The organism is Paraburkholderia sp. J11-2, from assembly GCF_905220185.1.
Classification (GTDB): domain Bacteria; phylum Pseudomonadota; class Gammaproteobacteria; order Burkholderiales; family Burkholderiaceae; genus Paraburkholderia.
On sequence record NZ_CAJMYY010000005.1, the window covers coordinates 87,087 to 111,679 of the forward strand.

Annotated in this window: 22 protein-coding genes and 1 pseudogene; 9 read left to right on the forward strand and 14 right to left on the reverse strand. The window is 62.4% G+C overall.

The features are described 5' to 3' along the window. Positions 1-269: 269 nt before the first annotated feature. From hemH to U5A57_RS08890, 3 genes and pseudogenes are all read right to left on the reverse strand, one after another. Positions 270-1,335: pseudogene (gene hemH, locus U5A57_RS08880) on the reverse strand (ferrochelatase). Positions 1,336-1,565: 230 nt separating this feature from the next. Continuing rightward, on the reverse strand, positions 1,566-2,969 hold the full coding sequence (locus tag U5A57_RS08885; protein WP_415774594.1) for a methyl-accepting chemotaxis protein: 1,404 nt from the start codon (positions 2,967-2,969) through the stop codon (positions 1,566-1,568). A gap of 671 nt (positions 2,970-3,640) precedes the next feature. Beyond that, a complete protein-coding gene (locus U5A57_RS08890; RefSeq protein WP_321909993.1) occupies positions 3,641-4,084 on the reverse strand; it encodes a hypothetical protein in 444 nt (147 codons plus the stop codon). A 1,384-nt stretch (positions 4,085-5,468) separates the two neighbouring features. On the opposite strand from U5A57_RS08890, the gene U5A57_RS08895 reads away from it, so the two are divergent. The 3 genes from U5A57_RS08895 (at position 5,469) to U5A57_RS08905 (ending at position 7,775) form a co-directional block, all read left to right on the forward strand. Then, on the forward strand, positions 5,469-6,545 hold the full coding sequence (locus U5A57_RS08895; protein WP_321909995.1) for a DMT family transporter: 1,077 nt from the start codon (positions 5,469-5,471) through the stop codon (positions 6,543-6,545). A 114-nt stretch (positions 6,546-6,659) separates the two neighbouring features. After that, a complete protein-coding gene (locus tag U5A57_RS08900) occupies positions 6,660-7,052 on the forward strand; it encodes an SRPBCC family protein (RefSeq protein ID WP_321909996.1) in 393 nt (130 codons plus the stop codon). 291 nt (positions 7,053-7,343) lie between these two features. Continuing rightward, on the forward strand, positions 7,344-7,775 hold the full coding sequence (locus U5A57_RS08905; protein WP_321909997.1) for a hypothetical protein: 432 nt from the start codon (positions 7,344-7,346) through the stop codon (positions 7,773-7,775). Between the two features lie 176 nt (positions 7,776-7,951). Here the strand turns inward: U5A57_RS08905 and U5A57_RS08910 are convergent, their stop codons facing one another. Then, positions 7,952-8,269, reverse strand: a complete 318-nt coding sequence (locus U5A57_RS08910) for a hypothetical protein (protein ID WP_321909999.1) — start codon at positions 8,267-8,269, stop codon at positions 7,952-7,954. Positions 8,270-8,509: 240 nt separating this feature from the next. On the opposite strand from U5A57_RS08910, the gene U5A57_RS08915 reads away from it, so the two are divergent. The 4 genes from U5A57_RS08915 (at position 8,510) to U5A57_RS08930 (ending at position 10,818) form a co-directional block, all read left to right on the forward strand. Next, entirely contained in the window at positions 8,510-9,142 is a 633-nt protein-coding gene (locus U5A57_RS08915; RefSeq protein WP_321910000.1) for a TetR/AcrR family transcriptional regulator, read from the forward strand. Between the two features lie 61 nt (positions 9,143-9,203). Beyond that, positions 9,204-9,926: a Pr6Pr family membrane protein gene (locus U5A57_RS08920; protein WP_321910002.1), complete on the forward strand. Its 723-nt coding sequence runs from the start codon at positions 9,204-9,206 to the stop codon at positions 9,924-9,926. A gap of 23 nt (positions 9,927-9,949) precedes the next feature. Then, positions 9,950-10,459, forward strand: a complete 510-nt coding sequence (locus tag U5A57_RS08925; protein ID WP_321910003.1) for a DUF1697 domain-containing protein — start codon at positions 9,950-9,952, stop codon at positions 10,457-10,459. A 53-nt stretch (positions 10,460-10,512) separates the two neighbouring features. Then, the gene (locus U5A57_RS08930; protein ID WP_321910005.1) at positions 10,513-10,818 is read left to right on the forward strand and encodes an NIPSNAP family protein; all 306 of its coding nucleotides are present in this window, start codon (positions 10,513-10,515) and stop codon (positions 10,816-10,818) included. 24 nt (positions 10,819-10,842) lie between these two features. Here the strand turns inward: U5A57_RS08930 and U5A57_RS08935 are convergent, their stop codons facing one another. The 4 genes from U5A57_RS08935 to U5A57_RS08950 are packed head-to-tail and all read right to left on the reverse strand — an operon-like array spanning position 10,843 to position 15,965. Beyond that, positions 10,843-12,135 carry an MFS transporter gene (locus tag U5A57_RS08935; protein WP_321910007.1) on the reverse strand — a complete coding sequence of 431 codons (1,293 nt, stop codon included), beginning with the start codon at positions 12,133-12,135 and terminating at the stop codon, positions 10,843-10,845. Between the two features lie 17 nt (positions 12,136-12,152). Next, the gene (locus U5A57_RS08940) at positions 12,153-12,704 is read right to left on the reverse strand and encodes a GAF domain-containing protein (RefSeq protein ID WP_321910009.1); all 552 of its coding nucleotides are present in this window, start codon (positions 12,702-12,704) and stop codon (positions 12,153-12,155) included. Positions 12,705-12,734: 30 nt separating this feature from the next. Beyond that, positions 12,735-14,147, reverse strand: coding sequence for an MFS transporter (locus U5A57_RS08945; protein WP_321910011.1), 1,413 nt, complete (start codon positions 14,145-14,147; stop codon positions 12,735-12,737). Positions 14,148-14,180: 33 nt separating this feature from the next. Beyond that, on the reverse strand, positions 14,181-15,965 hold the full coding sequence (locus U5A57_RS08950) for a gamma-glutamyltransferase family protein (protein ID WP_321910013.1): 1,785 nt from the start codon (positions 15,963-15,965) through the stop codon (positions 14,181-14,183). Between the two features lie 225 nt (positions 15,966-16,190). Here U5A57_RS08950 and U5A57_RS08955 point away from each other — a divergent pair, with 225 nt between their 5' ends. After that, positions 16,191-16,841, forward strand: coding sequence for a FadR/GntR family transcriptional regulator (locus tag U5A57_RS08955; protein WP_321910015.1), 651 nt, complete (start codon positions 16,191-16,193; stop codon positions 16,839-16,841). A 27-nt stretch (positions 16,842-16,868) separates the two neighbouring features. Here the strand turns inward: U5A57_RS08955 and U5A57_RS08960 are convergent, their stop codons facing one another. The 6 genes from U5A57_RS08960 to U5A57_RS08985 all read right to left on the reverse strand — a co-directional run bounded on the left by U5A57_RS08960 (position 16,869) and on the right by U5A57_RS08985 (position 23,786). Next, positions 16,869-17,285, reverse strand: a complete 417-nt coding sequence (locus U5A57_RS08960; RefSeq protein ID WP_321910017.1) for a heme-binding protein — start codon at positions 17,283-17,285, stop codon at positions 16,869-16,871. Between the two features lie 204 nt (positions 17,286-17,489). Continuing rightward, positions 17,490-18,686 carry an NnrS family protein gene (locus U5A57_RS08965; protein ID WP_321910019.1) on the reverse strand — a complete coding sequence of 399 codons (1,197 nt, stop codon included), beginning with the start codon at positions 18,684-18,686 and terminating at the stop codon, positions 17,490-17,492. 169 nt (positions 18,687-18,855) lie between these two features. After that, complete coding sequence (locus U5A57_RS08970; protein ID WP_321910020.1) at positions 18,856-19,998, reverse strand: porin; 1,143 nt, start codon at positions 19,996-19,998, stop codon at positions 18,856-18,858. Between the two features lie 88 nt (positions 19,999-20,086). Next, complete coding sequence (locus tag U5A57_RS08975; RefSeq protein WP_321910022.1) at positions 20,087-21,373, reverse strand: MFS transporter; 1,287 nt, start codon at positions 21,371-21,373, stop codon at positions 20,087-20,089. A 32-nt stretch (positions 21,374-21,405) separates the two neighbouring features. After that, positions 21,406-22,851, reverse strand: a complete 1,446-nt coding sequence (locus U5A57_RS08980) for an aldehyde dehydrogenase family protein (protein WP_321910024.1) — start codon at positions 22,849-22,851, stop codon at positions 21,406-21,408. Between the two features lie 35 nt (positions 22,852-22,886). Continuing rightward, the gene (locus U5A57_RS08985) at positions 22,887-23,786 is read right to left on the reverse strand and encodes a TauD/TfdA dioxygenase family protein (RefSeq protein ID WP_321910025.1); all 900 of its coding nucleotides are present in this window, start codon (positions 23,784-23,786) and stop codon (positions 22,887-22,889) included. A 106-nt stretch (positions 23,787-23,892) separates the two neighbouring features. Between U5A57_RS08985 and U5A57_RS08990 the strand changes: the two genes are divergently transcribed. Continuing rightward, positions 23,893-24,582 (forward strand): helix-turn-helix domain-containing protein, encoded by a 690-nt coding sequence (locus U5A57_RS08990; protein ID WP_321910027.1) that lies wholly within the window; start codon positions 23,893-23,895, stop codon positions 24,580-24,582. The last annotated feature ends 11 nt before the right edge of the window (positions 24,583-24,593 follow it).

Here is a 24,593-nt window from a genome sequence, read left to right on the forward strand (position 1 = left end):
ATCTCAACGTGTCAATCTCCGATCTGGTTGACGATCGTCTGACTATGCACCGACACAACGATGATGCCTGCATCGCCGTGTCAGCGCTAGCGAGGCTCGCGTGCTGTTTCGAGCAGAAACCATAAACGTTGCTCGACCTGATCGATCCAATCCTCGATCATACTCGTGGTCGCTACGTCTGTGTTTTCGCTGCAGACCTCGTGCAAAGCACGAAGATAGGCGACAAGCTTAAGGTTGTCTTCCTGCAGTATCAAGGTTGAGCGAACCCTTCAAATATCGGCATAAGCGTTTTCCAACAGCCACCCACGGAGGTTATCCAACGCCAGCGTCGCGACTGCGGAAATGAATGGCTCTGAATCGTTCAAACATTCGATGCGATGAAACACCTTGCCTCCGGCGTTGAGGAATAGATCGCGTCCCTCCATGCCGATCTCCTCGATCGTCTCGACGCAGTCAGCGGTAAATCCCGGACAGAACACGTCCACTCTGTGTGTGTTCATGGCACCGAGCTGGTCGAGGACTTCTGCTGTATGTGGGCTTATCCACGCTTGCCGGCCAAATTCCGATTGAAAGGTAATCCGATAGTTCAACGGACCGAGGCCCAGCGAAGTTGCGAGACGCTTTCCCGTTGCCTGACATTGGGCATAGTATGGGTCGCCTCTTTCGACTACCGACACAGGAAGTCCGTGGAAGCTCAATATCAATTGATCGCCGCCCTCGAAATTGGGACGACCTGCACTTTTCCAGTAGAGCTGTATCGTGCGTACCATCGCTTCGATATATCCAGACTCGAGGTGAAATCCGTTCACCATCCTGACCTCAGGCGGGGTTCCTCATTGCTGCGAGCGTACCGGCAACCTTGTCGAGTGCCGTAGCAGTTGTTGCCGCAGCATACTGCGGGTACATGGGCAGAATCAGAATCTGCGACACTCCCATCGCAGTGAATTTCTGGATCTCGTCTTCGATGCTCGGGTTCCCGTAACGCATGGCGAACCCAACAGTAACGTCAACGTCTCGCAGCGAAAACCACTCCGCCAAGGCGGCGGCCTGGCGTTCGGTAAAGACTCTCAGCGGAGAACCCTCGGGCAGCCAGACCGATTCGTATTTCCGGGCTGAGGCCCGGCTCCGCAATGGCACCACCGCACCGCGAAGAACGGGTTGCCAGATCCATTGCGGAAGCTCGACTACTCGCGGATCCGATAGAAACTCTTTGAGATAACGGCCTACATGCCGGGGTGTCGGTGAATCTGGCGTCCCGAGATTGATCAGCAGGATGCCGGTCTTGCTCCCTGCACTACCCCGATCGATATGTAAGGAAGAAGCATCGACTAACATTTCACGGGCCCTCGTTCTGATCGATACGATGCGCTCAATAGTGAGCGCTGCCTATCCGCTATTCGTGCGGTCAATCATTCACGGTTACGAACAACGAACTGTGCTCTTTCTTGCAGAGTCATGCTGATGCGAATGCCTTGTGAGCTCTGATCGACGGCCCATCGTCGCCTCGACTTGGGCCGCGGTGCGGGACACATCGCGTCTGGAACGGGCGGCGCTCAGGAACCCTCCTAAGCCGCCAAGCGAGTGTGCGCCCCCCTCTCCGTGGTGCTTGCGTCGCTTTGGATCTCCAGTCTGAAGATCGAAACGGCGGCTTTCAAGTCGTTCGTTTGAGACTCAAGCGCACCGGCGGCCGCGGCAGCCTGTTCGACCAGGGCCGCGTTCTGCTGCGTGACTTCGTCCATCTGCGTAACGGCCCGGTTGACCTGGCCGATGCCCTTGCTCTGTTCCTGTGAGGCGGCGATGATTTCACTCATGATGTCTGTCACGCGCTGGATCTCGTGAGTGATCGCGCGCATCTTCGCACCTGCATCCCGTACATGGCCGGCACCTGCCTGCACCCGTTCCACGGAATCGTGGATCAATTCCTTGATTTCCTTGGACGCCGCAGAGGAACGCTGCGCTAGCGATCGCACTTCCGAGGCCACGACGGCAAAACCCCGCCCCTGCTCGCCCGCGCGCGCAGCTTCGACGGCCGCGTTCAGCGCGAGAATGTTAGTCTGGAAGGCAATACTTTCAATGATGCCGACGATGGTGGCAATCTTGTCTGAGCTGGCATTGATGCCTTCCATGGTTTCCACCACGCGTGCCACGACGACACCGCCCTGCTCAGCCACCTGAGCGGCCTGCGCGGCGAGCTGGTTGGCTTGAGAAGCATTGTCAGCGTTCTGCGTGACAGCCGACGTCAGCTCCTCCATGCTGGACGCGGTTTCCTCGAGCGAAGCGGCCTGCTCTTCTGTGCGTTGCGACAGGTCCTGGTTGCCCGGCGCAATCTGGTGGCTGGCTGTGGCAATCGAGTCGGCCGATGTCTTGATCGCGCCGATCGCTTGCGTGAGCTGTTCCTGCATGCGCTTCATTGAAAACAACAAACTCGAGTGGTCATCCGGTGCCGTCTTCACCACGGCAGTCAGATCGTTACAGGCGATCTGATTGGCAATTTCGGCGGCATAGGATGGCTCGCCGCCCAGTGACCGGAGGATACCGCGATTGAGGAGGACCACAACAGCCGATAAAACAACTGCCAATACCACCACAATCCCAAGGCTCTGATAAAGCGATGCGCGAAATGCCGTGTCCAGGTCGTCGACATAAAGCCCCGTCATAAGAATCCAGTCCCACGGCTGATAGGTCACGCTGTAGGCGATTTTCGCCGAGGCCTCGGTCGCCCCCGGCTTCGGGCCGCTGAACGCGGTAAAAGCCTTGCCGTCACGCTTGATGGCAGCAACGATATCCCGGAAGCTGTAGACACCGTTCGGGTCCTTGTAGTCATCGACTCCCTTGCCAATCAAATCGGCGTTCGTCGGATGCATCAGGACCCGTGGCTCTGAGTTGACGATCACGAAATAGCCGTCCTCGCCGTACAGCATGTTCCGGATACGTTCCAGTGCCCGCTTTTGGGCTTCCGCTAACGGCATTGCACCAGCGGCCGCCTGGTCGCCAGACGTCTACGACACTCAGCGCGATCTCTGATGCGTGTATCAGGTCGGCCTTGCGCTCCTCCAGCCGCATTTCTCTCGTCTGGTAAGCGTTATAGATCGATATTCCGGCGAGACAGAGCAGGCTAAGGATCAACGGCAGCCAGAGCCTCTGGACAAACGACAGCTTCATATCGGTATATCCCTTGCATTGAACAAATTACGAGCAGACGAATTTGCCGACCATTCAGGTGTATGACGGCCGCCGCGGCAAGCCGCTAGTGCCAACCACTTATTCTTTGACGCGAAGCTAAAACGTTGTGCCATCAGACGGCAATACATACAAGTCATGACAAGTCGGCAATGAGCCAAGAACACATTGGAGTGAATGTTTATCGGTTCAAACCCGCCGGACTTTATTCGAAAATGCGCAATCAACGAATGACCGAAATGAGGCCGCTGGAGCGGTAGGACACCTCGCACTACGGGCGTCCCCGCAGTAATGGTCCTGTTACTGGCGAACAGCGGTAGGGGCGAGCGCTTCAAGGGTCCGTTTTCCCGCTGCTCTGCTGTGCAGCGCAAAGACGAATCGCTCGGCGAGTTCGCCGAGGCGGCACTGCGCGAAGGTAGGCTATCGTGTGGAAGCGGCATTAAGCCAGGCAGCGCGCCTTTTACTTCTCACGCCGTAACGCTTGAATGCTCTCCATGCAGGCCTCGTACCCGTTTTTATCGTCCGTTTTCATTTGCTTGAGGTCCGCCAAAACTGCCTCGAATCGCTCTTTCCGGCTGTCGGTCTTGATGTCCGCGATTTTCTGCCGCATCTTCGCAAAGGCGCCAAACGCTTCGTCTTCTGGAGGTGCGCCATTGATGATTGCTTCAACAACGTCCTCGACCCGACCCAATTGCTGCCCATAGCTGACTTCACTCACAATTGCCCGCTCGGCCGCTGGATTCCTGGAATTCTTCTCATTGATTACAAGCCCGTTAAAGGTCCATGGATTGATAGATTGCTGAAGGTGCTTGGGCGCGTAGGAAAAGGAGTCAGCAATCTCCTTCATCCAAACGAGGAAAAACATCGGCCACGCGCCTCCGTTCTCCGACTTCATTGAAGTCATATAACCTCCGACGTCGTTGCTGAGCGCATGGCTTGATTGCCGACGCCCCTCACTCCGTGACGAACCACAAAAAGCAGAGGCAGATTTTCGTGCCTCTTGTCGGCTTCGGCTATTTGAAACGTCCAAATAGCAGGCAACTGTGCGGAACCGCACATTCGATAGGTGCGATTGGATGGGCGTGGAGACTGTGCGAGATACGCGGCGAGAAGAGCAGGTCTATGGATGCCACTACCACCCTAGCAAAACTCGAAGCCGCTCCAACAACCAATCTGTTTCCACAACGGTCGTCCATTCCTTACCTTCAATAGCGCGTCGCACGCGCCTGAGCGTAACGTCACTTGAATTCCCGGGAAATTTCTCGGCGTCCCTGAGCGTTTTAGATACCAACTGCCGCGCGAGGTCTTCGCAAACGTCCCATCGCTCATATCTTTCTCGCGCCGTCATCCCCACGACAACTCGACCGGCGATTCTCCGCGCGGCAAGCTTCAGTTGCGCCCCTGCCAATGACGCGGGCGTAGTGTCGCCTGGAAAGTCATCCGGTATTTGCGCGCTTATGAGCACGCTGCCTACACGGGTGCATGCCAGCGAACACCGGTCAATTTCGCACCTCTGCGCTCTCAATTTGCCTACGTGAACGGTCGCGACTGGACTTGCTGATCGTCTTGCTCGCCGATTCGTTATCGGACATCGGGATTGCTTCCAATAACCTCAGGATTGCCGAGTTAGATGCGCTTGTATCGCGCAAAAAACCTCCTCGCCATCGTTCGACGCTTGCTCGCGAAAAGGCAGGTCACGGCATCTTGCCCCCGAAACCGGCGAAGTGATGGGCGAGCCTGTTGAACTGTTAGCAAGGAAGTGGCCGCAGGAGCCCTTGGCCGGCGGCTTGGAGAGGCTTAAGGTCGAGCAATGGGTGTCAGCCGGCGAGTGATCGACTGCCTAAGCAGTTCAAGCAGCCGTCTCTAGCAAACGGCAGATGGTTTGCACCAACTTGAAGCACGGCGCAAATCACTCACCATATCGCCGAGAGTACATCGATAGCTTAATAACATTGCAATTGTGCGACGCACCGTGAACTTCACCCTCGCTGCGAACTTTCTTGTCACCGAACTGCGGATTTCTGTTCGCGTCAGATCCCGATGCCAGGGACGTCAAATCCGGCATATTTTGCAGGCTTCGGTAAGTAACGTACCTTTCATAAAGACTACGGACTTATCTGATGACCACCGATCCGCGTCAACCTCAAAACACGGCGCAAATAAGCAAGAATCGACGTTTATCTCCTGCCCAAGTTAAAGATTAATGGTTCCCCGACCATCTAGCACGCTTGCGCGCCCATCGCGCTTCTCCTACGCTTTTTTCGTCGTCTTTCCGCTTCGAGCCTGCGATGAAGTCCCATCGGCACACCATCTTCACGGCGCTGCTCGCCGCCGCCCTGTTCGGCATCACCACACCGCTCGCCAAGGCGCTGCTCGGCAGCGTGTCGCCGTTCATGCTCGCGGGGCTCTTCTATCTCGGCAGCGGCTCGGGGCTCGCGGTCGTCCTGCTGTTGCGCCGACTCTCGACGCACCGCGGCGACTCGGCACCCGCACACGATCCGCTTCGCCTCGCCGAATTGCCGTGGCTCGCCGGCGCGATCGCCGCGGGCGGCGTGGCGGCTCCCGCCCTGCTCATGCTCGGCCTGAACACCACGCCCGCCGCCACGAGCGCGCTGCTGCTGAACCTGGAAGGCGTGCTGACGGCGCTCATCGCATGGGTCTGTTTTCGCGAAAACTTCGATGCGCAGATTGCGCTAGGCATGCTGGCGATCGTGGCGGGCGGCGTGCTGCTCTCCTGGCCCGGCACGGTGTCCGGCGTTGCGGCGGGCATCGCGCCTGGCTCGCTGCTCGTCGCGCTAGCGTGCCTGTGCTGGGCCATCGACAACAACCTCACCCGCAAGGTCTCGACCAACGACGCGATGGTCGTCGCTTGCACCAAAGGGCTCGTGGCCGGTCCGGTGAATATCGGCATTGCGCTCGCCGCGGGTGCGCACTGGCCCGCCTGGCAGGCAACCGGCGGCGCCATGGCCGTGGGGTTCGCGGGCTATGGCGTGAGCCTCGTGCTCTTCGTCGTCTCGCTGCGCCATCTCGGCACGGCGCGCACCGGCGCCTACTTCTCCGTGGCGCCGCTCTTCGGCGTGGCGCTTTCCTTGCTGCTGTGGCCGGAGCGCCCGGCGCTCGCTTTCTGGCTCGCGCTCGCGCTCATGGCGTTCGGCGTCTGGCTGCATGTGCGCGAGCGGCATGACCACACGCACACGCACGAGCCGCTCGAACACACCCACGCTCACCGGCACGACGAACACCATCAGCACGAGCACGATTTCGCGTGGGACGGCACGGAGCCGCACACGCATGCGCACCGTCACGCGCCGATCACGCATAGCCACGCGCACTACCCCGACGTGCACCATCGGCACGCACATTGACGGCGGGACGAGTCGCGGCCGCATCGATCTGAAAGCGACGTCAAGATTTCCCAGGACCACCGCGCTTTGCGCGCGCACGATGCACTCGTCATAAAAACGAAGGAGGCAAGTGCCATGGCTACCGTCTACCGGGACATTCTCGTTGAAGCCGCGGCGGATGACGTATGGGCCGCGCTGCGCGATCCCGCCAACGTCGCACACGTATTCGCTGGCGTGGTGACCGAGGCGCGCATGGAAAACGAGATACGCTGGGTCACGTTTGCCAACGGCACGGTGATCGAAGAACGCGTGATAGGCGTGGACGACGCGCACATGCGCCTCGCCTACACCGTGGGCGGCGGACGATTCGAGCATCATCACGCGACGCTCCAGGTGATGCCGGATTCGCCGCAACGTTGCCGCGTGGTCTGGATCAGCGACTTCAAGCCCGACGAGCGGATACAGATGGTCGAGCCGCTCACGGATGCGGGTTGCGAGGCGCTCAGGCGTAATCTCGCCCGGCGATAGGAGTGGGCCGGTTAGCCGTCGTCGCGGCCACGGCGCGCGCCTGGCGTTTGCGCCGCGCGCCCTGGAGACGGGTGTCATTCACGCCAATGGCGGATGTTTTCCAGTTGCGCGGGCCAAATTCGAGCGCGGTGGCCGGGTTAGGCAGTTAGTTGCGTAAATGAAAATTCGCCAAGCTTGTGCGAATCCGGTCCAGCGGCGGCGCGGCGGCGAAATGGACTGTGCGACGGCGCCCATACCGGCACGCCATTTGCGCTCAGAATAGTGCCAGATGATTCGACAACGGGAGCGGCAATGGGGGCAGGAAAATTAACGTTGGCTGTGCAATGCATGACCGTCTGCGCGGGCCTTGCGGGAACACCGGCTTCACACGCCGCAGGCACCTTCGACGGCAATTGGAACGTGACGCTCACCTGCCCCAAAGGTGCCGCGGGCACATCCGGCTACCGCTATCAATTTCCGGCCGAAATCCAGGAAAACGTCCTGCACGGTGAGCACGGCGAAAGAGATGCGGGTGGCTGGCTCACGCTGGACGGCAAGCTCGAACCCGACGGGTCGGCCACCCTCGTCGCACAGGGTCTGGCCGCACCATCGCCCTACGCGATGGGCCACGCCAACGCCAAAGCGCCCTATTCGTACGAAGTCAGCGCACAGTTCGACGCGACTTCAGGCAGCGGTTCGCGCACGACGGCGCGCAAATGCGACTTTGTGTTCGTAAAAGAATGACTGGCGCGGACGGCTCGCGGCGCGCACGAACCGGCGCCAGAAAAGAAAAAGCCCGCTTCAGAGAGCGGGCTGAATCCATATCAGGAGGAGACATGGAGGAGACGAATGCAGTATAGGGTTTTCCCCTAATCTGCGCAACTGTTTTTTTCACGGTTTGCCGCAGCCTGCTTCGGCCCTTAATCGGCGTGCTTTTCTCTCTGAACCGCGCCGAAATGAAACGCAAGAAAAAGCCCCATGACGAGCGCGCCGGCCAGCACCGCGACGAGGTCTTCACGCGTGACAGGCTGTTCGAGCGGGCGCATGCCAAGCGCCACCGCGATCGCGATCGCGATATTCACGAAGCCCCAAACCACGTTCACAACGGGCGACGAGTCGCCTCGCCCTCGCGGACGCGCGAAGGGCGTGGGAAAAGGCAGCCCCTGCAGGCCGGAAGCCAGATGCGGGACCGCGTTGCAAAAGAACGCACCGGCAAAAAAGAGCCAAACGTACGGCATGTCGTAACCTCGAACGGACCAACGGAAAGGGGCAGCGGGATGGCGCATCGGCGGCGATCGCCGCGCTGAAATGCGAGGATACCCTCACAAATAATAGTAGAGAGTCGCCTCGCATAAGTCAATTCATCCGGTTCGGATGGAATGATTCCGTACGTCTAGATGCCGCTCGAATCGGCATGAAATCTATCATGCTAATATGCGAGGAATTCCTCTCATATCCCCGCATTTGAAGAATTCGTCATGACGCCCTCCACGCCTGTCGCGCAACCCGCGCGGCCAACCGAACCCAAACGCGAAAGGGGCCGCCAGCGGGTGGCCGCGATCATGGACGCCGCCGTCACCGTATTCACCGAGAAGGGTTACGACGCGGCCACCATGACCGAAATCGCGGCGCGCTCGTCCACGGCAACGGGCTCGCTGTACCGCTTCTTCCCCACCAAGGAGGCGCTGGCCGAGGCGCTGTTGCTGCGCTACGCGCAGCAGGCGAGGAACGGACTCGCCGAACTCGAGCAACAGGTCCCGGAAATGACACTCGAGGCCGTAGCCGATGCGCTCGTCGACTTCGTGCTGCTGTTGCAGTCGCAACGCAGCTTTGCCGTCGCTCTCGTCGACGCCCGCAGCGGCAGCGACGACCACCGCAAGCGCTTTCGCGAGGCGATGCGCTCAGGCGTGGCCGCCATCCTGAGCCGCGCGATCGTGCATCTCAAGCCAGCCAAAGCAAAAGTTATGGCGATCGTGCTGATCCATATGCTCAAGGGCGTCGCGAACATCGCCAACGAAGAGCCCTCGGCGCGGGCCGTGCTGATGGCCGAGCTTCGCGATCTCGTGCGCCTGTATCTCGTTTCGGCTGCGCAGCGCGCTGACGGCAAATAGCCTGCTGACGCAGGAGAAACGGCGTCAGGCGCGCACGATCTTTGTGCGCTACCATCGCTGCATGTCCGAACAACCGCTACCCGCCGCTGCCGCGCCGCTCTCCCAAAGCGCTTACGCCACCGCATTGGCGGGTGTGATCGCACTGCTCGCGTGGGGAGCGCTTGCCGCGCAAACCGACATTACGATTGAGCGCATGGTGCTGCGCGGCTTCGATACGTTCGAGGCCATCGGCCGGCTTTCGGCCTACCTGACCAATCTCACGGTGCTGCTCGTCGCGCTCACCTTCACCTGCATCGCGCTGCGCCTGCGCGCGTGGCCGGCACGCTTCTTTAGGGCTCCGGGCACAGTGAGCGCCGTAACGGTGTACATCGTCTTCGTTGGCATTGCTTACAATGTGTTGCTGCGTCATCTCTGGACGCCGCACGGATATCGCGCGTTGCTCAACGAAAGCCTGCATACCCTGATTCCGCTGTTATGCGCGGCGTATTGGCTGCTGTTCGTGCCGCGCCTCACCCTTGGTGCTCGCGATCGCCTCGCCTGGCTCGTCTATCCGCTGGGCTATCTCGCCATCACCTTCTGGCGCGGCAGCGAGACGGACTTCTATCCGTACCCGTTCATCGACGTCGGGCAGCTCGGCTATGCGCACGTGCTCGTCAACAGCGCCTTGCTGCTCGCCGCCTTCATGGTGCTGATGGCGCTCTTCGTGGCGATCAACGCGAGAAGGCGCCCTGCCATCGTGGCAAACGACGGGCTCGGCGCAACGGACTTGCGGCGCCCCGACTAACTTGCCGTTTCTCGATCAAATCCATGCCTGTCTATATCGCCCTTCTGCGCGCCGTGAATGTCGGCGGAACCGGCAAGCTCCCGATGCCCGAACTTCGCGACATGTGCGAAGCGCTCGGGTTCACGCACGTGCGCACTTATATCGCGAGCGGCAACGTGGTGTTCGAGAGCCGGCTGGCCGAAGCATCGGTGAAAAAGAAGCTCGAGCAGAGCCTGGAGGCTTATGCCGGCAAGTCCGTTGGCGTTGTGGTGCGCACGGCCACGGAATTCGCCGCGGTGCTGCAAGGTAATCCGTTTCCGGCTGCCGCGCCGGATCGCACGGTCGCCATCTTTCTCGACATACCGCCGCCCGCGGACGCACTCGACCATGTGAGCGGCCAGAACGCAGAAGAATTGCGCCTGGGTGAGCGCGAGATCTATGTGTTTTACAAGGACGGCATCGGGCGTTCGAAGCTCAAAATCGCTGCGGCGAAAGCTGGCACGTCGCGCAACATGAATACCGTGGCGAAGCTGCTGGAGATCGCGCAAGCGTGACCTCCAGGTGAGTCGCGGTGCACACCGCTCTTCAACAACCCAAAGAAAGACCCATGATTACCTGCTACCTGCGTTACGTCATCGATCCATACCGGCTCGAAGAGTTCGAAACGTACGCCAAAATGTGGATTCCGCTCGTCGAAAAGTTCGGCGGCACGCATCACGGCTACTTCCTGCCCTCCGAAGGCGCCAACAATATCGCGCTCGCGCTCTTTTCGTTTCCAAGCCTCGCGGCCTATGAAACGTACCGCGCCGATTCGATGCAAGACGCCGAGTGCCAGGCCGCGTTTCGTTATGCCGCCGATACGCGTTGTATCGTGAGTTACGAGCGGAGCTTTTTCAGGCCGGTGTTGTCATAACCGGCATTGCACAAGCGCTACGCATCACCCCCTGCCCGCCGCCGCAGCCAACGCCGCCTGCTGCACCTCCCCACTCGCCTGCCCCGGATCGCCCTTGCTCGTATCGTGCAAGCGATCCGGAATGAACAGCGCCATCACGCCGCTCAGGAAAAACACCGCGCCAACCACAAGAAAGCCCATGCCGATCGAAAACTGCGTGGCGATATAACCAATCACGACAGGGGCCGCGCCCGAACAAAAGCGCCCCACGTTATAGGAACCGCCAACAGCCGTGCCGCGAATACGCGTTTCGAAGCTCTCCGACATGAACGTGCCGATCGTGCCCAACGGCACGCCATAAAGAAAGCCGAACACGAGCATCAGCCACGCGATGTTTTCGCGGGTGTGCAATAGCACGATGACGGGCAGAAAGACGGCCGCGCCGATACAGCCGAGCACGTACACGCCGCGCCGGCTCCAGCGGTCGCCCAGCCAGCCCGCCACGATCTTGCCGATGAACGCAACGACCCACGTCGCGGTCATGTACCCCGTCATCGCGCTGAATTTGATGTGCAATTCGCTCTCTAGATACGTGGGCAGCCAGTTGTTCAGGCCATAGAACCCGGAGAGCGCAAACACGGAAGCAAGCGACCAGAAGATGAACATCCTGCGCGCCTGGCGGTCCGCGAAAATCAACGCGTAGCGGTTGTCGTGCCAGCGGCGGCCGCTCGGGCGCGACGCGGCCTCGCTCATGCGCCAGCTCGGCGGCTCGGGCACGAAGAAGTGAATCGCCACCGCGAGCACCACGGGCGCAGCCGCCATATAAAACAGCATGCGCCAGCCATAGTGCGGCAGGATCCAGGTGCTGAGCGCGATCACGGTGATATAGCCCGCCGAAATCGCTGTTTGCAGCACGCCAAGTATCAGCGAGCGCCGCGCCATGGGCACGTACTCGGCCACGAGCGTGCTCACCAGCACCATGCAGCCAATACCCATCGAACTGATGAAGCGCACCACTGCGAATTCGAGGAAGCTGTGCGTGAGACCGAGCAGGCCCGCGCCCACCGAGAACAGCATCATCGCCCAGACCACCACGCGCACACGACCGAACGAGTCGCTCGCCCAGCCGCCCAGAATGCCGCCAATGGCCATGCCGAGCAGCGTCAGGCTGCCGAGCGCGCCCGCTTCGACATTGGTCAAGCCGAATTCAGTCTTGATGCGCGTGAGCGTGAGGCCGTACATCATGACGTCCGCGCCGTCCACCAGCAGCGCGAGATAGCCGAGCGCGAAGACGAGCAGCCAACGGTTGGCGTTTCCTGCGGATGTCGTTGTGTTCATCGACAAAGGTCCTGCAATCAAAGGCTTGAATGGGCTGCAAAAGACATGCCATGCGCAACTAGCGCAGGCGCGAGAAACGCGCCGAGCAGCAGGCCCGTTTCTTCGTGTTGCGAGGTGTACCAGCCCTCTACGTGCGTGAGGTTCATCGTGCCGACACAGCGGCCGTTGTAGGCAACCGGTATGTTCAGAATCGAGCCGAGGCCCATCGCCGTCATGACCGCGTGATCGTCGAAGGCTTCGCGCAGGCCTTGTGGCGTGGTCGCGCGAAACGGTTCGAGATCCGAAAGAATACGTTGCGCCCATGGCGTGCCGCTTTTCTTCTTGCGTCCGCCCGGTGGGTAGACGTCCGGCATGTTCGTGAACAGGCGCTCCACCTCCTGCTTCCCGGCGTCGTAGGCCATGATGGTGAAGAGGCGAAAACCGATCGCTTCGGCGGCGACGGCACACACTTCGCGAAAAATCGCATCCGGTTGCCCGGGCTGGCGAATCACGCGCGAAAGGCGCGCGAGATCGGCGACTTCACGCTGCAGCGCATAGGTTTCGCTCGCGAGGGAAAGGGGCGTTTGCATGGGACGTAGGGAAGTGTGCAAGGTGTGCGCTCAGCCTCGCAGCCCGTCGCGGGCGAGCGGCTTGTGCGTGTCGAAGCCCGCCTGCGCGCCGCTCGCCTCGATGTCTTCGAGCGAGCGATTGCGGGTTTCGATGCCAAGGAAGAACACCACGCACGCGCCCGCCAGCAACACGGTGGTCGTCATGGCGAACACGCCGAAAAAGCCGAACGCCGGGTACACGAGCCCAACCAGAATGGGTGCGCTCACTGAGCCGATACGGCCGAACGACGACGAAGAGCCCGTGCCGGTCGTGCGCACGGCCGTAGGGAAGACCTCCGGCGTATAGGCATAGACGCCCGCAAAAGCGCCATTCATGAAGAACGAGAGGCACACGCCTGCCACCGTGATCTGCACGCCTGTATGCGAGAAAGCCAGCGCAATTGCGGCAAGGCCGCCGAGCGTCATATAAGAGGCCACGACGCCTTTGCGGCCAATGCGTTCGTTGAGCCACGCCGCCGAGAAATAGCCGGGAATCTGCGCACCGTAGATGGCGATCGAATAGCCAAAGCTCTTCGTGAGCGTCAACCCTTCCTTGACCAGCAGGCTCGGAATCCACGAGAAGAACGAGTAATACGCGAAGGCGACGGAAAACCACATCAGCCAGCTCACCGCCGTCGTGCCCACGAGCCGCCGCGAGAACAGCGTCAGCACGTTTTGCAGCGCACTGCGACTGCCCTGCGCCACGGCCGGAATCGCGCCTGGCGGGCCAACCGGCGCCAGCGCAATCCCCTCTTGCTCGTAGCGCGACTCGATGGCCCGCACGATAGTGTCGGCTTCGGCGGAGCGTCCGCGGCTTTCGAGCCAGCGCGGCGACTCGGGCAGTGTTCTGCGCCACCAGAGCAGCATCACCACCGGCAGCGAAGTCAACACGGCAAGATAGCGCCAGCCGTCTGGGAAATTGCGCACGACGGTATAGCCGAGAATCGATGAACTTAGATATCCGAACGACATGAAGCCGACGAGCGCGCCACAGAACATGCCGCGATAGCGACGCGGCACGAATTCTGCAAGAAACGGGGCGATCACGACCGTTTCCGCGCCCGAGCCGAAACCCGCGAGTATGCGCAGCGCGAAAAACGTGTGCCAGTCTTGCGCGGTGGCGCTCGCCATGGATGCCGCGCAATAGATGGCCAGCGCGCTCATCATGATGCGGCGTCGGCCGATCACGTCGGCCAGCACGCCGGAGAGGAACGCGCCGAAAAAATAACCGATATACGTGCTGCTGGCGACGAGTCCCGTTTCGGCGCTCGTCAAATGCCAGAGCTTGCTCACGACTGGCAGCAAGAAAGCAAGCGACGACGAGTCCAGCCCGTCGAACATATAGCCAAGCCCGCCGATCAGCAGCAGTTTGCGGTGGAAGCCAGCGAGCGGCAGTCTTTCGAGTCTGGCAGCGACGGTGGACATGGTCAGTCGGTTCCGGTTGAGCGTGGCACGTGTCTAGCGGCCAATCGCGTAGGCCTGCATCTGGCGCGGCGTGGCCGCGCCGCGCATCAGGCCGTTGCGGATGCCCACCGCGCAGACGCGCCCGAGCCCCCACGGCTCGGCCGCGGTGAGGTCGTGGCCGCGCGCGCGCAGTTCGGCGAGCGTGGCTTCGGGAAAGCGCGACTCGGCCGACATCTTGCCGAGCTGCATCGAGCGCGGATAGAACGAGCCGGGAAAATGCGCCGTCTGGAACGAAGGGGCGTCCACGGCGGCCTGCAGGTTCATGCCCGCATGCACGTGACGCAGGAACAGCTGCATCGACCACTGATCCTGCTGATCGCCGCCCGGCGTGCCGAACGCGGCGTAGGGCTTGCCCTCGCGCGTGACGAGCGTGGGCGAGAGCGTCGTGCGCGGACGGCGGCCCGGACCGAGCGACGAAGGCAGGCCCTCCTCCATCCAGAACATCTGCGCGCGCGTGGTGATGTTGAAGCCGAGGCCGGGCACCGCGGGCGACGCCTGCAGCCACCCGCCCGACGGCGTGGCCGACACCATGTTGCCCCAGCGATCGACCACGTCGAGATGCACGGTGTCGCCGCGCAATTCGGGTAGCGGCGCGAAAGTCGGCTCGCCCTGGCCGAAACCGCCCGGCTGCTGCCGCCCCGCGTTCGCCAGAATGCGCGCCGCGCGCGCTTCGCTGTCGAGCAGCGCGCCCGGACGGAATTCGAATGAGGCCTTGTGCGGATCGACAAGACGGCGGCGCTCGTCGTTGTAGGCGTCGCTCAGCAGCGTCTCCATCGGGACGTTCGCAAAGCGCGGATCGCCGTAGAACACGTCGCGGTCGGCAAAGGCGAGCTTCGACGTTTCGATGACCGTGTGGACGAAATCCGGGCCGAACGGATCCATCGCGTCCAGATCGAAGCCCGTGAGCAGCGCGAGCTGTTGCAGGAACATCGGCCCTTGGCCCCACGGTCCGGTCTTGTGCACACGCAGGCCTTGATAGTCGTACGAGAGCGCGTCCTCGTAAGTGGGCTCCCAGCGCGCGAGATCGTCAGCATTGAGCAAGCCGCGATTGCGGCGGCCCGAGGTGTCGAGCACGTCGGTCGAGCGGAAATACTGGTCGATGGCGTCGGCCACGAAGCCGCGGTAGAACGCCGAACGCGCGAGCTCGCATTGTTCGGCGCGATCGCTTTTCGCGCTCGCCTCGCGCAGGATGCGGCGGTACGTGGCCGCAATGGCGGGATTCGCAAACAGTTCGTTCGGTGCCGGCGCGTCGCCGTTGCGCAGCCACTGCTCGGCGGAGGTCGTCCATTCGCTGAGAAAGAAGTCCTTGATCGCGAGAATCGACGCGCACATGCGCGGCAGAACCGGATAACCGTGCTCCGCGTAGCCGATCGCGTAGCTCAGCACGTCTTCGAGCGGCAGTTGCCCGTAGTCGCGCAGCATCGTCATCCATGCGCCGAACGCGCCCGGCACCACGGCGGGCAGCAAGCCGGTGCCCGGCACGACTTCGAGCCCGAGCGCGCGCATGCGCTCGATCGTCATGGCCGCGGGCGTCACACCCTGGCCGCACAACACGCGCACGCGGTCTTCCCGCGCGCTGTAGAACACGACCGGCAACTCGCCGCCGGGACCGTTGAGATGCGGCTCGACAATCTGCAGCACGAAGCCGGCTGCGGCGGCCGCGTCGAACGCGTTGCCGCCCTTCTCGAGCACCGCCATCGCCGACGCGCTGGCAAGCCAATGCGTGGAGGCCACCATCCCGAAGGTCCCGATCAGTTCCGGACGCGTTGTAAAAGACATCTTCCACTCCCTGTGCGAAAGGTTCGAACTTCTGCCGAACCATTCACTATTGGTTCCACAATCCGTCACGATCAGCTTACGAAGGAAGATTTTTGGCCGCACCCGGTGTTAACCCTTAAATTTACGCGCTTATGCCCGCTTTCGTCAGTCCCTGAGACCTCGTGTCTTGCGCGCGGCAGCCTGGCTGCTAGAATCGAACCAATACTTAATGGTTCATATCGCACCATGGAAAGATCCGCGCTCGACAGCCTGCTTGCCTACATCGCACAACACCGGTTGAAAGACGGCGACGCGTTGCCGCCCGAGCGCAAGCTCGCCGAGGACCTGGGCGTGAGCCGCCGGGAACTGCGCGCGGCGCTTGCCTCGCTGGAGGCGTCGGGCCGAATCTGGCGCGGCGTGGGACGCGGCACCTACCTGGGCGCGCGGCCGCTGAAATTCGCGCCCACGCTGCGCGGCCTGCGTTCGCGCACGAGCCCGGCCGACATCGCGGAGATGCGCCTCATGTTCGAACCGGCATTAGCCGGTCTTGCCGCGGCGAAGGCCACGCCCGAGGATCTGACCGAGCTGGAGAAGTGCGTGAAAAGAAACGCGACAGCAAAAAACGATGAGGAGTGGCAACTATGGGACCAGCGCTTTCACCTGCTGATCGCGCAGGCCTCGCGCAATCCCGCGATCATTGCCCTCATGGAAGTGATCAACGGCATGCGGGTCAAGCCAACCCAGCGTGAGAAGACCACGGACCAGGCTACGCGCCATCATTTCGCGCAGCAGCACCAGTCCATCGTCGATGCGATTCTCGAGCGCGACGGCGAAACCGCCGCGCGCTGCATGCGCGAGCATCTGCTGAACGTGCAGGGATACGGTTCGCCGCATTGAGTGCGGAAATGCCAGCGCGCTGAGCGCTCACTTCACCGTGGACGCCGCGGCCTTGCACGTTACGGCATCCTGATCACCCGTGCCACCGCTGCAGCCGATTGCGCCGATCAACTTGCCGTCCTCGACCAGCGGAAAGCCACCGGGCGAAGCCACGAGCCCCTGGTCGAGCGTGGCCACGTAGGCATGACCGCTCTCGAACTGGCTGTAGAAAGCGCGTGTCTCGCGCCGAAAGCGCGCGGAGGTGCGCGCCTTGTTCTGCGAAACCTCGATGGAGGCGTATTGCGCGCCATCCATGCGTTCGAACGCGACGAGATCGCCATGCGGATCGACCACGGCGATGTTCATTTTCCAGTCGTGCTTGCGCGCCTCGGCCTCAGCGAGTGCGAGCAGATGCTTCGCCGCATCGAGCCCGATAGGCAAACCGTAAGGAATATCGTAAGGCATACGCTCCGGCACAGCGGCATCCGGCGGCGTGGAAGCTGACGTTTGAGCCTGCACGGTGGTTACAAAGACGAGACAGGCTGTGGCTGCGATCTGAACACAGTGATGCATTGCCCCCTCCTACGTCGGCGGGCCCGGGGCGCAACGCGCGGCAAGCCCAGGCCAACCAACATACTCGCGCAACACGCTGTGTGCAAGGCCGAAGGGTCAGCCCTCCTTACCATCGGCACGCGGCGCGATGAGCCAGCCGGCGTAGCGGTAGCAATAGGCCGCGAACGCAACGACCCAGCATGCACCTGAAGCTTCGATCCAGAACGTGAGCCACTGTGGCGCGAGCCATGGTCCCGCCACACGCATCAACGCGGCGATCACGAGCAACCCATAGCAGGCGATATCGAAGCCGCCAGCCACCAGCTTGCGGCCCGTATGTCCGCGCGCCGTGCGCGTGATCATCGCCATGATCGCGCAGCCGATAGCGCCCACCGTGAACGCGTGAATGGCCAGCGTATGCGCGACGAAACCCAATGCGGCGAGCGCAAGCAGCGCGAAGCCAACAGGTATCCACGCATAGGCGATGTGCAAGATGGTCAGGATCGGCCGGTTGCCGACCCGCCACGAACGCCAGCCCCAGATGCGCGCGCCTTGTGCACACGCCGCCGCAAGCGCCGCTAGCGCGACAAGCACGCCGGAGCCGAACACCGCGTCGAGCACGAACGCCAGTGCGCTTAGCGGCAGCACCGCGCGCTCGACCCCATGCCAGCGCCGTGCCGTGTAACCCGGCACAGCGTTGGCCGTGAAAGACGGGATGATGCGCCCGCCGATGATCGTGATGAACAGCACCAGCATGCCCACGGCGAGATACGCGCTGTGCAGCGCCCAGTCCGCGCGGCCCGCCAGCATCGAGAGGTGGAACGCCACGTTCAGCGCGGCGAGCATGCCGAGCGCGACCGGCAAGAAGATGTTGTGGCTGTTCTTTGCGCCGATAAGTACACGCAGCAGCACGATCGCGCACGCGGGAAGAAAGAGGCTGTCCACCACGGCGGCCACGCCAGGCGTTGCGTAGGCAACGGTAATACGCCCGGCGAGCCACAGCAGCCAAAGCGCCGCCAGCGACTTGCCCTGTGCTGGCGTGACCGACGTCCATGCGCGCACGGCGGTCAGAAGAAACCCCGCTACGATCGCCGCGCCGAAACCGAAAATCATCTCGTGCACGTGCCAGAACATGCCCGGCAGGTACGAACCGAGACCCGGCAACGGGTGGCCGGCATACGCGGCCATCCAGGCCAGCACGGCCGCGCCGCCGAAAAGCGCACCGCCAAGATAGAACGGCCGGAAGCCGAGCGCCCACAGCGCGAAACCACCGCGAGCCGCGGGGGTGGGTTCTTCGATTCGAAAGACGGTCATGATCGCCCTCGCCAATACATACATTTTCAATGCATGTTATATGGACTGGCGAAGAAATGCCGCTGCAAAGCTGAAAACGCGATGTAATGCCGCAGGCGCGAGTCCCGCCGCTCCCTGCCGGCGCCACGTTCGACGAGAAAACGGACGCGGCCCGCGCCGCGTCTCTCGCTCAGAACATATGGCGCAAGCCCACCATCATGCCGAGCTGCGTGGTGGTCGCCGCTGCACTGACGCCAACAAAACCTTGCAGTTGCGCCCCGACCAGGCCGCCGCGGTACAACGAGTAATCGGCTTCCGCATAAACGCTCGTCGCACGCGAGAGATCGTAGTCGGCCAACAGCTGGAATTGCGTGGCGTTACCATCGCCGCTTTGTTTCTTGCCTTCTTGCAGCGTGCGCCACACGTTGGCGGAAAGATGCGTATTGTCCCCGACCAGCTGCGAAACGCCGCCAAAGAACATTTCACGCGAAGAAAACGTATTGAACTTGAGCGCAGTGAGTTGCGCGGCTGTGAACGGGCCGTTCGGAAAATTCCCCATAAAGCCGGCGTCCTGCCGGTTCATCGCCCAGCCGAAGTTGACGGTCGTTTCCGCAAACGTGTACGCCGCGCCTGCGGTCCACGCCTTGAAGTGCGCGGAACTGTTGATCGCGTCGCGCGTGTCCAGATAGCCTGCGGCGAGGCGCAACGGCCACTGCGGAATATAGGTGACCGAGGCGCCGATCTGGCTGCCCGCGCCGAATGCGCCGGCTTGTCCGCCGAACGCGTATGAGAGTTCAAGCGTGATGTCCTGCCAGCGCGCAATGTATTTCGCCATGTTGCTGGCCCAGACGCCCTGGGCCATCGCGACTTCCGGGCGGAACTGGTAGACCGTCGGCAACCACTGCGCACTCACGTAGGTTTTCAGCACGGCATCCGCAAGTGGGTTGGTCTGGCGCCCCAGCGTCAGCCGGCCGAGCGTGGAAGACTGCAAACCCACATACGCCGTGTTGAAGAACGGATAACCGGGATCGCTCATGCCGGAGTTCGGGAAGAACCGGCTCTCCAGCTGGAAAACAACGCGATTGCCGCCGCCGAGATCCTCCGCGCCAAGCAGCCCCCAGTTGCTTTCGCTGAGACCGCCGTTGGCGAGTTGAACCTTGTCGTCCCCGGCCGCATTGGCATGGGTCGTATAGCGCACGGCGGTGTCGACGATCCCGTAAAGCGTCACCGACGATTGCGCGTGCGCCGCCGAACCAAACGCAGCCATCGCCACGGCAACGGCCATCCGCGCCGCCCCGCCGAACTTGAGCTGCATTGCGTTGCTTGATTGCATCGAGTCTCCTGTCGCAGTTATCACGTAGTTATCAATTGCTGGCCGAACATCGACTTCAGTCGAGAACGACAATTCGGAATGCTTGACATCACGCCGCAATCCGGCGTGCGATGCGCTCGATCGACCGCTCAGGGTTGAGCACCACGAGGCCGCCCAACGCAAGCACCACGAGCAGCGCCCCGGTAAGCAGCAGGCCTTGCTCGAAGCCCACCGCTACGTTGTCGTGCGCGCCGCGAATCAGCCAGCCCACTACGGGCGGCGCGACGATGCCTGCTATCCACGCGACCGAATACTCGATGGCGAGCGCCGCGCCGCGTTGCCCGGCTGGCGCGATCTGCGCGACCATTGCGGGGCCGAGCGAATAGATGATCGGCGTGGTGGCGATCGCCAATGCGATCAACGCGATCTTGACGAATGGGCCGAAATCGCAAACCGCAACCCCGAGGAGCAGAACGCCGCCAACGGCCAGACACCCGCAAACGAACGCACCGCGCGCAATACGCGATGGCACGCCACGCGTCATGAGCCGCTGCGACCAAGCGGAAAGCACGAGGCTCACCGGCGCACTCGTTACGAGCACCGCGGCGAAGAGTTGGCCGGCGCGCTGCGGCGCAAAGCCGAGCCCCTGATTCAGGTAGGCCGGTAGCCAGGTCAGGGCAAGCGCCAGCGTCAGGAAGGCCGCAAAGTGCAGTGCGATGATGCACACCACGGTGCGGTCCGTCAGGAGCGCACGATAGCGCACGCGCGGCGCGGGTTCATCCGCATCCGGGCCCGTTGCCACGTTCGTTGCGTGCGCATCGAGTTGCCCTTCGCGCCCGACGATCAGCCACAAGACAGCCCATGCCAAACCCAGCGCCGCCAGCACGATGAAGTTGGTGCGCCAGCCCCACCGCGCGTCGATCCACGGCACGGCAATGCCCGCGACGACCATGCCGAACACGCCGCCCTGCTGGAACACCGAGACAGGCAGATTGCGCTTTGCATCGGGAAACCACTTGTAGCAAGCATGAATCGCGATGGGCTGCGCCGGCCCTTCGCCCGCGCCCAGCAGCACGCGGCAGGCGATCAAGGTGGCAAGCGACGCGCTGTACGCAATCGGAAGCTGCACAACGGCCCACAACATGGCCATCGCGAGCAGCAGCCACCGCGTGGGCCAGCGGTTCGAAAGGAAACCGCCCACCACGCCTGTCACCGCGAACAGGAAGAAGAAGCTGCCCGCGAGCAGTCCGTATTGCGCTGGCGACAGGCCAAGCTCTTTCATGAGCGGCGCCGCGACGAGACCGAGCACGACCTTGTCGATGAAATTGATCGCAACGAGCAGGAACAGCATGAGCGTCATGAACCAGGCGCGCGCGGGTTGATAGGTGGGTTGCATGCTTGTGTTTTCTGGAAGTGAGACGGCGCGGCTTAGCGGCCTGAGCCGAAGTACCAGCGCAAGACCGCACGCTGAACCGCACGGCCATAGGGCGGATGAAACAACTCGACCGGAAACCATCGATGCTCGGCGAACACGGCCTTGGCATGCGAAAGCTCGCGAAAGCCCTCCTCGCCGTGGTAATTGCCCATGCCCGACATGCCGGTGCCGCCGAAAGGCAGCGAGTGGTTCATCGCGTGCCATCCCCAGTCGTTGAGCGTGACACCGCCGGAGTGCGTTTCCTGCATCACGCGGGCGCGCTCGCGCGCATCGGCGCCGAACCAGTAAAGCGCGAGCGGACGCTCGCCCCGGCGCACGTAGTCGAGCGCATCGCCAAAGGTTTCATACGCGATCACCGGCAGCAGCGGACCAAAGATCTCCTCGCGTGCAATGCGCATCTGCGGACGCACGCCGGTGACGATGTGCAGCGGCAGCTGGCGTCCGGTCGTCGCACACGACCCGCATACGGTGACCTTCGCGCCGAGCGCGCGTGCGTCCTCCAGCAGTTCGAGCATGCGGCTGTGTGCACGCGCATCGATCATCGACGTATAGTTCGCGCCGTCGCCCACCCACCCTTCGAAGGCCTGCGCGGCCGCTGCCACAAACGCTTCGACCGATTCGCGGGGAACCAGCGCATAGTCGGGCGCAACGCAGATCTGGCCCGCGTTCACCGTCTTGCCGTGAACGATGCGGCGCGCCGCACGCGCGAGATCGGCCGAGCGCGAGACGAGCGCCGGAGACTTGCCGCCCAGTTCCAGCGTAACGGGCGTCAAGTTGTCGGCGGCGGCACGCATCACCTCGCGCCCCACTGCCGGCGAGCCGGTAAACACGAGATGATCGAAAGGCAGTGCGCAAAAACGCTTTGCGCACTGCGCGTCGCCCTCGATCACCTCGACTTCGTCCGGGCCGAGTGCGTCCGCAAGCAGCGCGCGCAGCGCACGCGAAGAGGCGGGTGCGTATTCCGAGGTCTTGATCAGGCAGCGATTGCCCGCGGCGAGCGCGGTGGCGAGCGGCCCGAGCGCGAGATAGAACGGAAAATTCCAGGGCACCACAATGCCGACCACGCCCTTGGGCTGGTACTGGACCGCGGCACGATTCGTGCTGAACAACAGTTCGGGCGAGCGCCGCGAAGGCCGCATCCAGCGCTTCATATGCCGCAACAGGTGGTCGATATGCAGCAGCGAAGGCAGCAGGTCGACGAGCATCGTCTCGCCCGCGGCGCGCACGCCGAAGTCTGCCGCTGCGGCTGCCGCGCAATCGGCGGCGTGACGGCGCAACGCGTGACGCAGGCCCTGGAGCGTGTCGCGCCGTTGCGCGTAGGTAGGATAAGGCGCGGCGGCGAAGGCCGCGCGCAACGCTGCGAAACGTGCCGCCAAATGGGACGCAACGGGATCGTCCGCGTTGTGCGGCGTGCGCCATGCCTGATCGATCAGCTTCATTGAACGAGTCTCCCGGGATTGTCAGTGGCCTGCGTTCAAACCGGCACGTCACCGATAATCGTCGCACGCAGCATGCGCCGGCGAGCTGGGAAGTAGTCCTGAATAGCGTAGTGCTGCGTCGAGCGGTTGTCCCAGAACGCAATCGTGTTGGGGCGCCACTTCAGGCGCACCTGATACTCGGGCACGGCCGCCTGGCGATACAGGTATTGCAGCAAATCCATTTCGGCCAGGCGGAAATCGAAGCCAAAGCGCACCTCATTCTTTTCGATGAAATTCGCCAGGTGCGTTGTGAACGCTTCGTTCACGTACAGCACACGCTCGCCTGTTTCCGGATGCGTACGCACGACTGGGTGCATGACCGGCGGAAATGCGGCGCGGCGCGACTCGCGCTCCTCGGGCGTCATGCGCGTGCCAAATGCGGGCAGCAGATCATGGACGGCGATGAGGCCTTCCAGCGCGTTGCGCGTGGCCTCAGGCAACCGCGCATACGCTTCGGCCATGTTCACCCAGATCGTGTCGCCACCCACCTTCGGGCACTCGATACAGCGCAGCATCGAGCCCATCGAAGGACGCGCGCGCCAGCTCACATCCGAGTGATAGACGTTTTCGCGGCCAGGGATCTTGCTGTCGCCGCCCAGCACCACAAGCTCCGGATGATCGGGGTGATGCGGAAAAACCGGATGCACTTCGAGTTCGCCAAAACGCTGCGCCAGTGCGACCTGCTGTGCGGCGCTAATGTCCTGATCGCGGAACACGAGCAGCTTGTGCTTGAGCAGCGCGGCTCGCAATGCGGCGTACTGGTCGTCGTCGAGCGGCTGCGTGAGGTCGATGTTGCCGACCTCCGCGCCAATCACAGGCGACATCGGCTCGATGCTGAACGACGTCTTGAGGGCGCCCGCACTGACGATCGCGGGACTTTCGGGGGTGGCGTGCATGACTCTCTCCATGGTGATTCGAACCCGGCGCACAAAAGATACTCACGGGTATCGTTTTGAAAGATACTATTGGGTATCATTTGGCGGGTCAACCGAGGGTTTTCCCATGTCACACCACGATGAAAAGCCGTTGTCCGAATCTCTGGAAAGCGGGGACGGGTTCGTCGCGCCGCGCTACCGCAGCGGCCAGCGCTCCGCCGACGCCTTGCTGGAAGCGGGCCGGGTCCTGCTTGCGGAGATCAGTTACGAGGCGCTGAGCATCAACGAACTGTGCAGTCAGGCGAACCTCACGAAGGGCGCGTTCTATCGACGCTTCGAAAGCAAAGACGCCTTCTTTCACGCGCTCCAGCGTCTCGCGCTGGACGACGCGGCGCGTGTGCAGCGCGCGCTCACAGTCGAGCTGGATCGGGGCGGCGCCAGCACGACCACTGCAGCCGAATATCTGCGTCTCGTGGTCGATAGCGTGCGCGTGTGGCACCTGAGGCATCGCGGCATGATTCGGGCTTCGCTGCAGCGGCGCGACCATACGGCCGACGGCTGGCAACCCATCAAGCAGTTCGCGCGCGGTTTCGTCGACGAGATCGCGGCGCACCTCATCCGCCTGCCGGAACTGCGGCGCAACAAGGAAGCGGTGGAGCGGCTGAAAGTCGGCTTCCAGGCGGTTATCGCCACGATGATCAACGCGGCGCTGAACGACCCCGGCCCGCTGCGTCTGGACGAAGCGGCCATGACCGACGCACTGAGCCGCATGCTCACGCTCTACGTGCTGACGCCCGAAACCGATACCGCGGCCTGAGCCGCGCCGCA

What these genes read in the sequence shown, in the direction of transcription:
- U5A57_RS08905 (WP_321909997.1), top strand. Translation starts at nt 7,344, where the DNA reads ATGGGGGCAGGAAAATTAACGTTGGCTGTGCAATGCATGACCGTCTGC.
- U5A57_RS08890 (WP_321909993.1), bottom strand. Translation starts at nt 4,084, where the DNA reads ATGACTTCAATGAAGTCGGAGAACGGAGGCGCGTGGCCGATGTTTTTC.
- U5A57_RS08950 (WP_321910013.1), bottom strand. Translation starts at nt 15,965, where the DNA reads ATGTCTTTTACAACGCGTCCGGAACTGATCGGGACCTTCGGGATGGTG.
- U5A57_RS08895 (WP_321909995.1), top strand. Translation starts at nt 5,469, where the DNA reads ATGAAGTCCCATCGGCACACCATCTTCACGGCGCTGCTCGCCGCCGCC.
- U5A57_RS08945 (WP_321910011.1), bottom strand. Translation starts at nt 14,147, where the DNA reads ATGTCCACCGTCGCTGCCAGACTCGAAAGACTGCCGCTCGCTGGCTTC.
- U5A57_RS08940 (WP_321910009.1), bottom strand. Translation starts at nt 12,704, where the DNA reads ATGCAAACGCCCCTTTCCCTCGCGAGCGAAACCTATGCGCTGCAGCGT.
- U5A57_RS08970 (WP_321910020.1), bottom strand. Translation starts at nt 19,998, where the DNA reads ATGCAATCAAGCAACGCAATGCAGCTCAAGTTCGGCGGGGCGGCGCGG.
- U5A57_RS08960 (WP_321910017.1), bottom strand. Translation starts at nt 17,285, where the DNA reads ATGCCTTACGATATTCCTTACGGTTTGCCTATCGGGCTCGATGCGGCG.
- U5A57_RS08930 (WP_321910005.1), top strand. Translation starts at nt 10,513, where the DNA reads ATGATTACCTGCTACCTGCGTTACGTCATCGATCCATACCGGCTCGAA.
- U5A57_RS08925 (WP_321910003.1), top strand. Translation starts at nt 9,950, where the DNA reads ATGCCTGTCTATATCGCCCTTCTGCGCGCCGTGAATGTCGGCGGAACC.
- U5A57_RS08915 (WP_321910000.1), top strand. Translation starts at nt 8,510, where the DNA reads ATGACGCCCTCCACGCCTGTCGCGCAACCCGCGCGGCCAACCGAACCC.
- U5A57_RS08955 (WP_321910015.1), top strand. Translation starts at nt 16,191, where the DNA reads ATGGAAAGATCCGCGCTCGACAGCCTGCTTGCCTACATCGCACAACAC.
- U5A57_RS08885 (WP_415774594.1), bottom strand. Translation starts at nt 2,969, where the DNA reads ATGCCGTTAGCGGAAGCCCAAAAGCGGGCACTGGAACGTATCCGGAAC.
- U5A57_RS08980 (WP_321910024.1), bottom strand. Translation starts at nt 22,851, where the DNA reads ATGAAGCTGATCGATCAGGCATGGCGCACGCCGCACAACGCGGACGAT.
- U5A57_RS08965 (WP_321910019.1), bottom strand. Translation starts at nt 18,686, where the DNA reads ATGACCGTCTTTCGAATCGAAGAACCCACCCCCGCGGCTCGCGGTGGT.
- U5A57_RS08985 (WP_321910025.1), bottom strand. Translation starts at nt 23,786, where the DNA reads ATGCACGCCACCCCCGAAAGTCCCGCGATCGTCAGTGCGGGCGCCCTC.
- U5A57_RS08910 (WP_321909999.1), bottom strand. Translation starts at nt 8,269, where the DNA reads ATGCCGTACGTTTGGCTCTTTTTTGCCGGTGCGTTCTTTTGCAACGCG.
- U5A57_RS08900 (WP_321909996.1), top strand. Translation starts at nt 6,660, where the DNA reads ATGGCTACCGTCTACCGGGACATTCTCGTTGAAGCCGCGGCGGATGAC.
- U5A57_RS08990 (WP_321910027.1), top strand. Translation starts at nt 23,893, where the DNA reads ATGTCACACCACGATGAAAAGCCGTTGTCCGAATCTCTGGAAAGCGGG.
- U5A57_RS08920 (WP_321910002.1), top strand. Translation starts at nt 9,204, where the DNA reads ATGTCCGAACAACCGCTACCCGCCGCTGCCGCGCCGCTCTCCCAAAGC.
- U5A57_RS08935 (WP_321910007.1), bottom strand. Translation starts at nt 12,135, where the DNA reads ATGAACACAACGACATCCGCAGGAAACGCCAACCGTTGGCTGCTCGTC.
- U5A57_RS08975 (WP_321910022.1), bottom strand. Translation starts at nt 21,373, where the DNA reads ATGCAACCCACCTATCAACCCGCGCGCGCCTGGTTCATGACGCTCATG.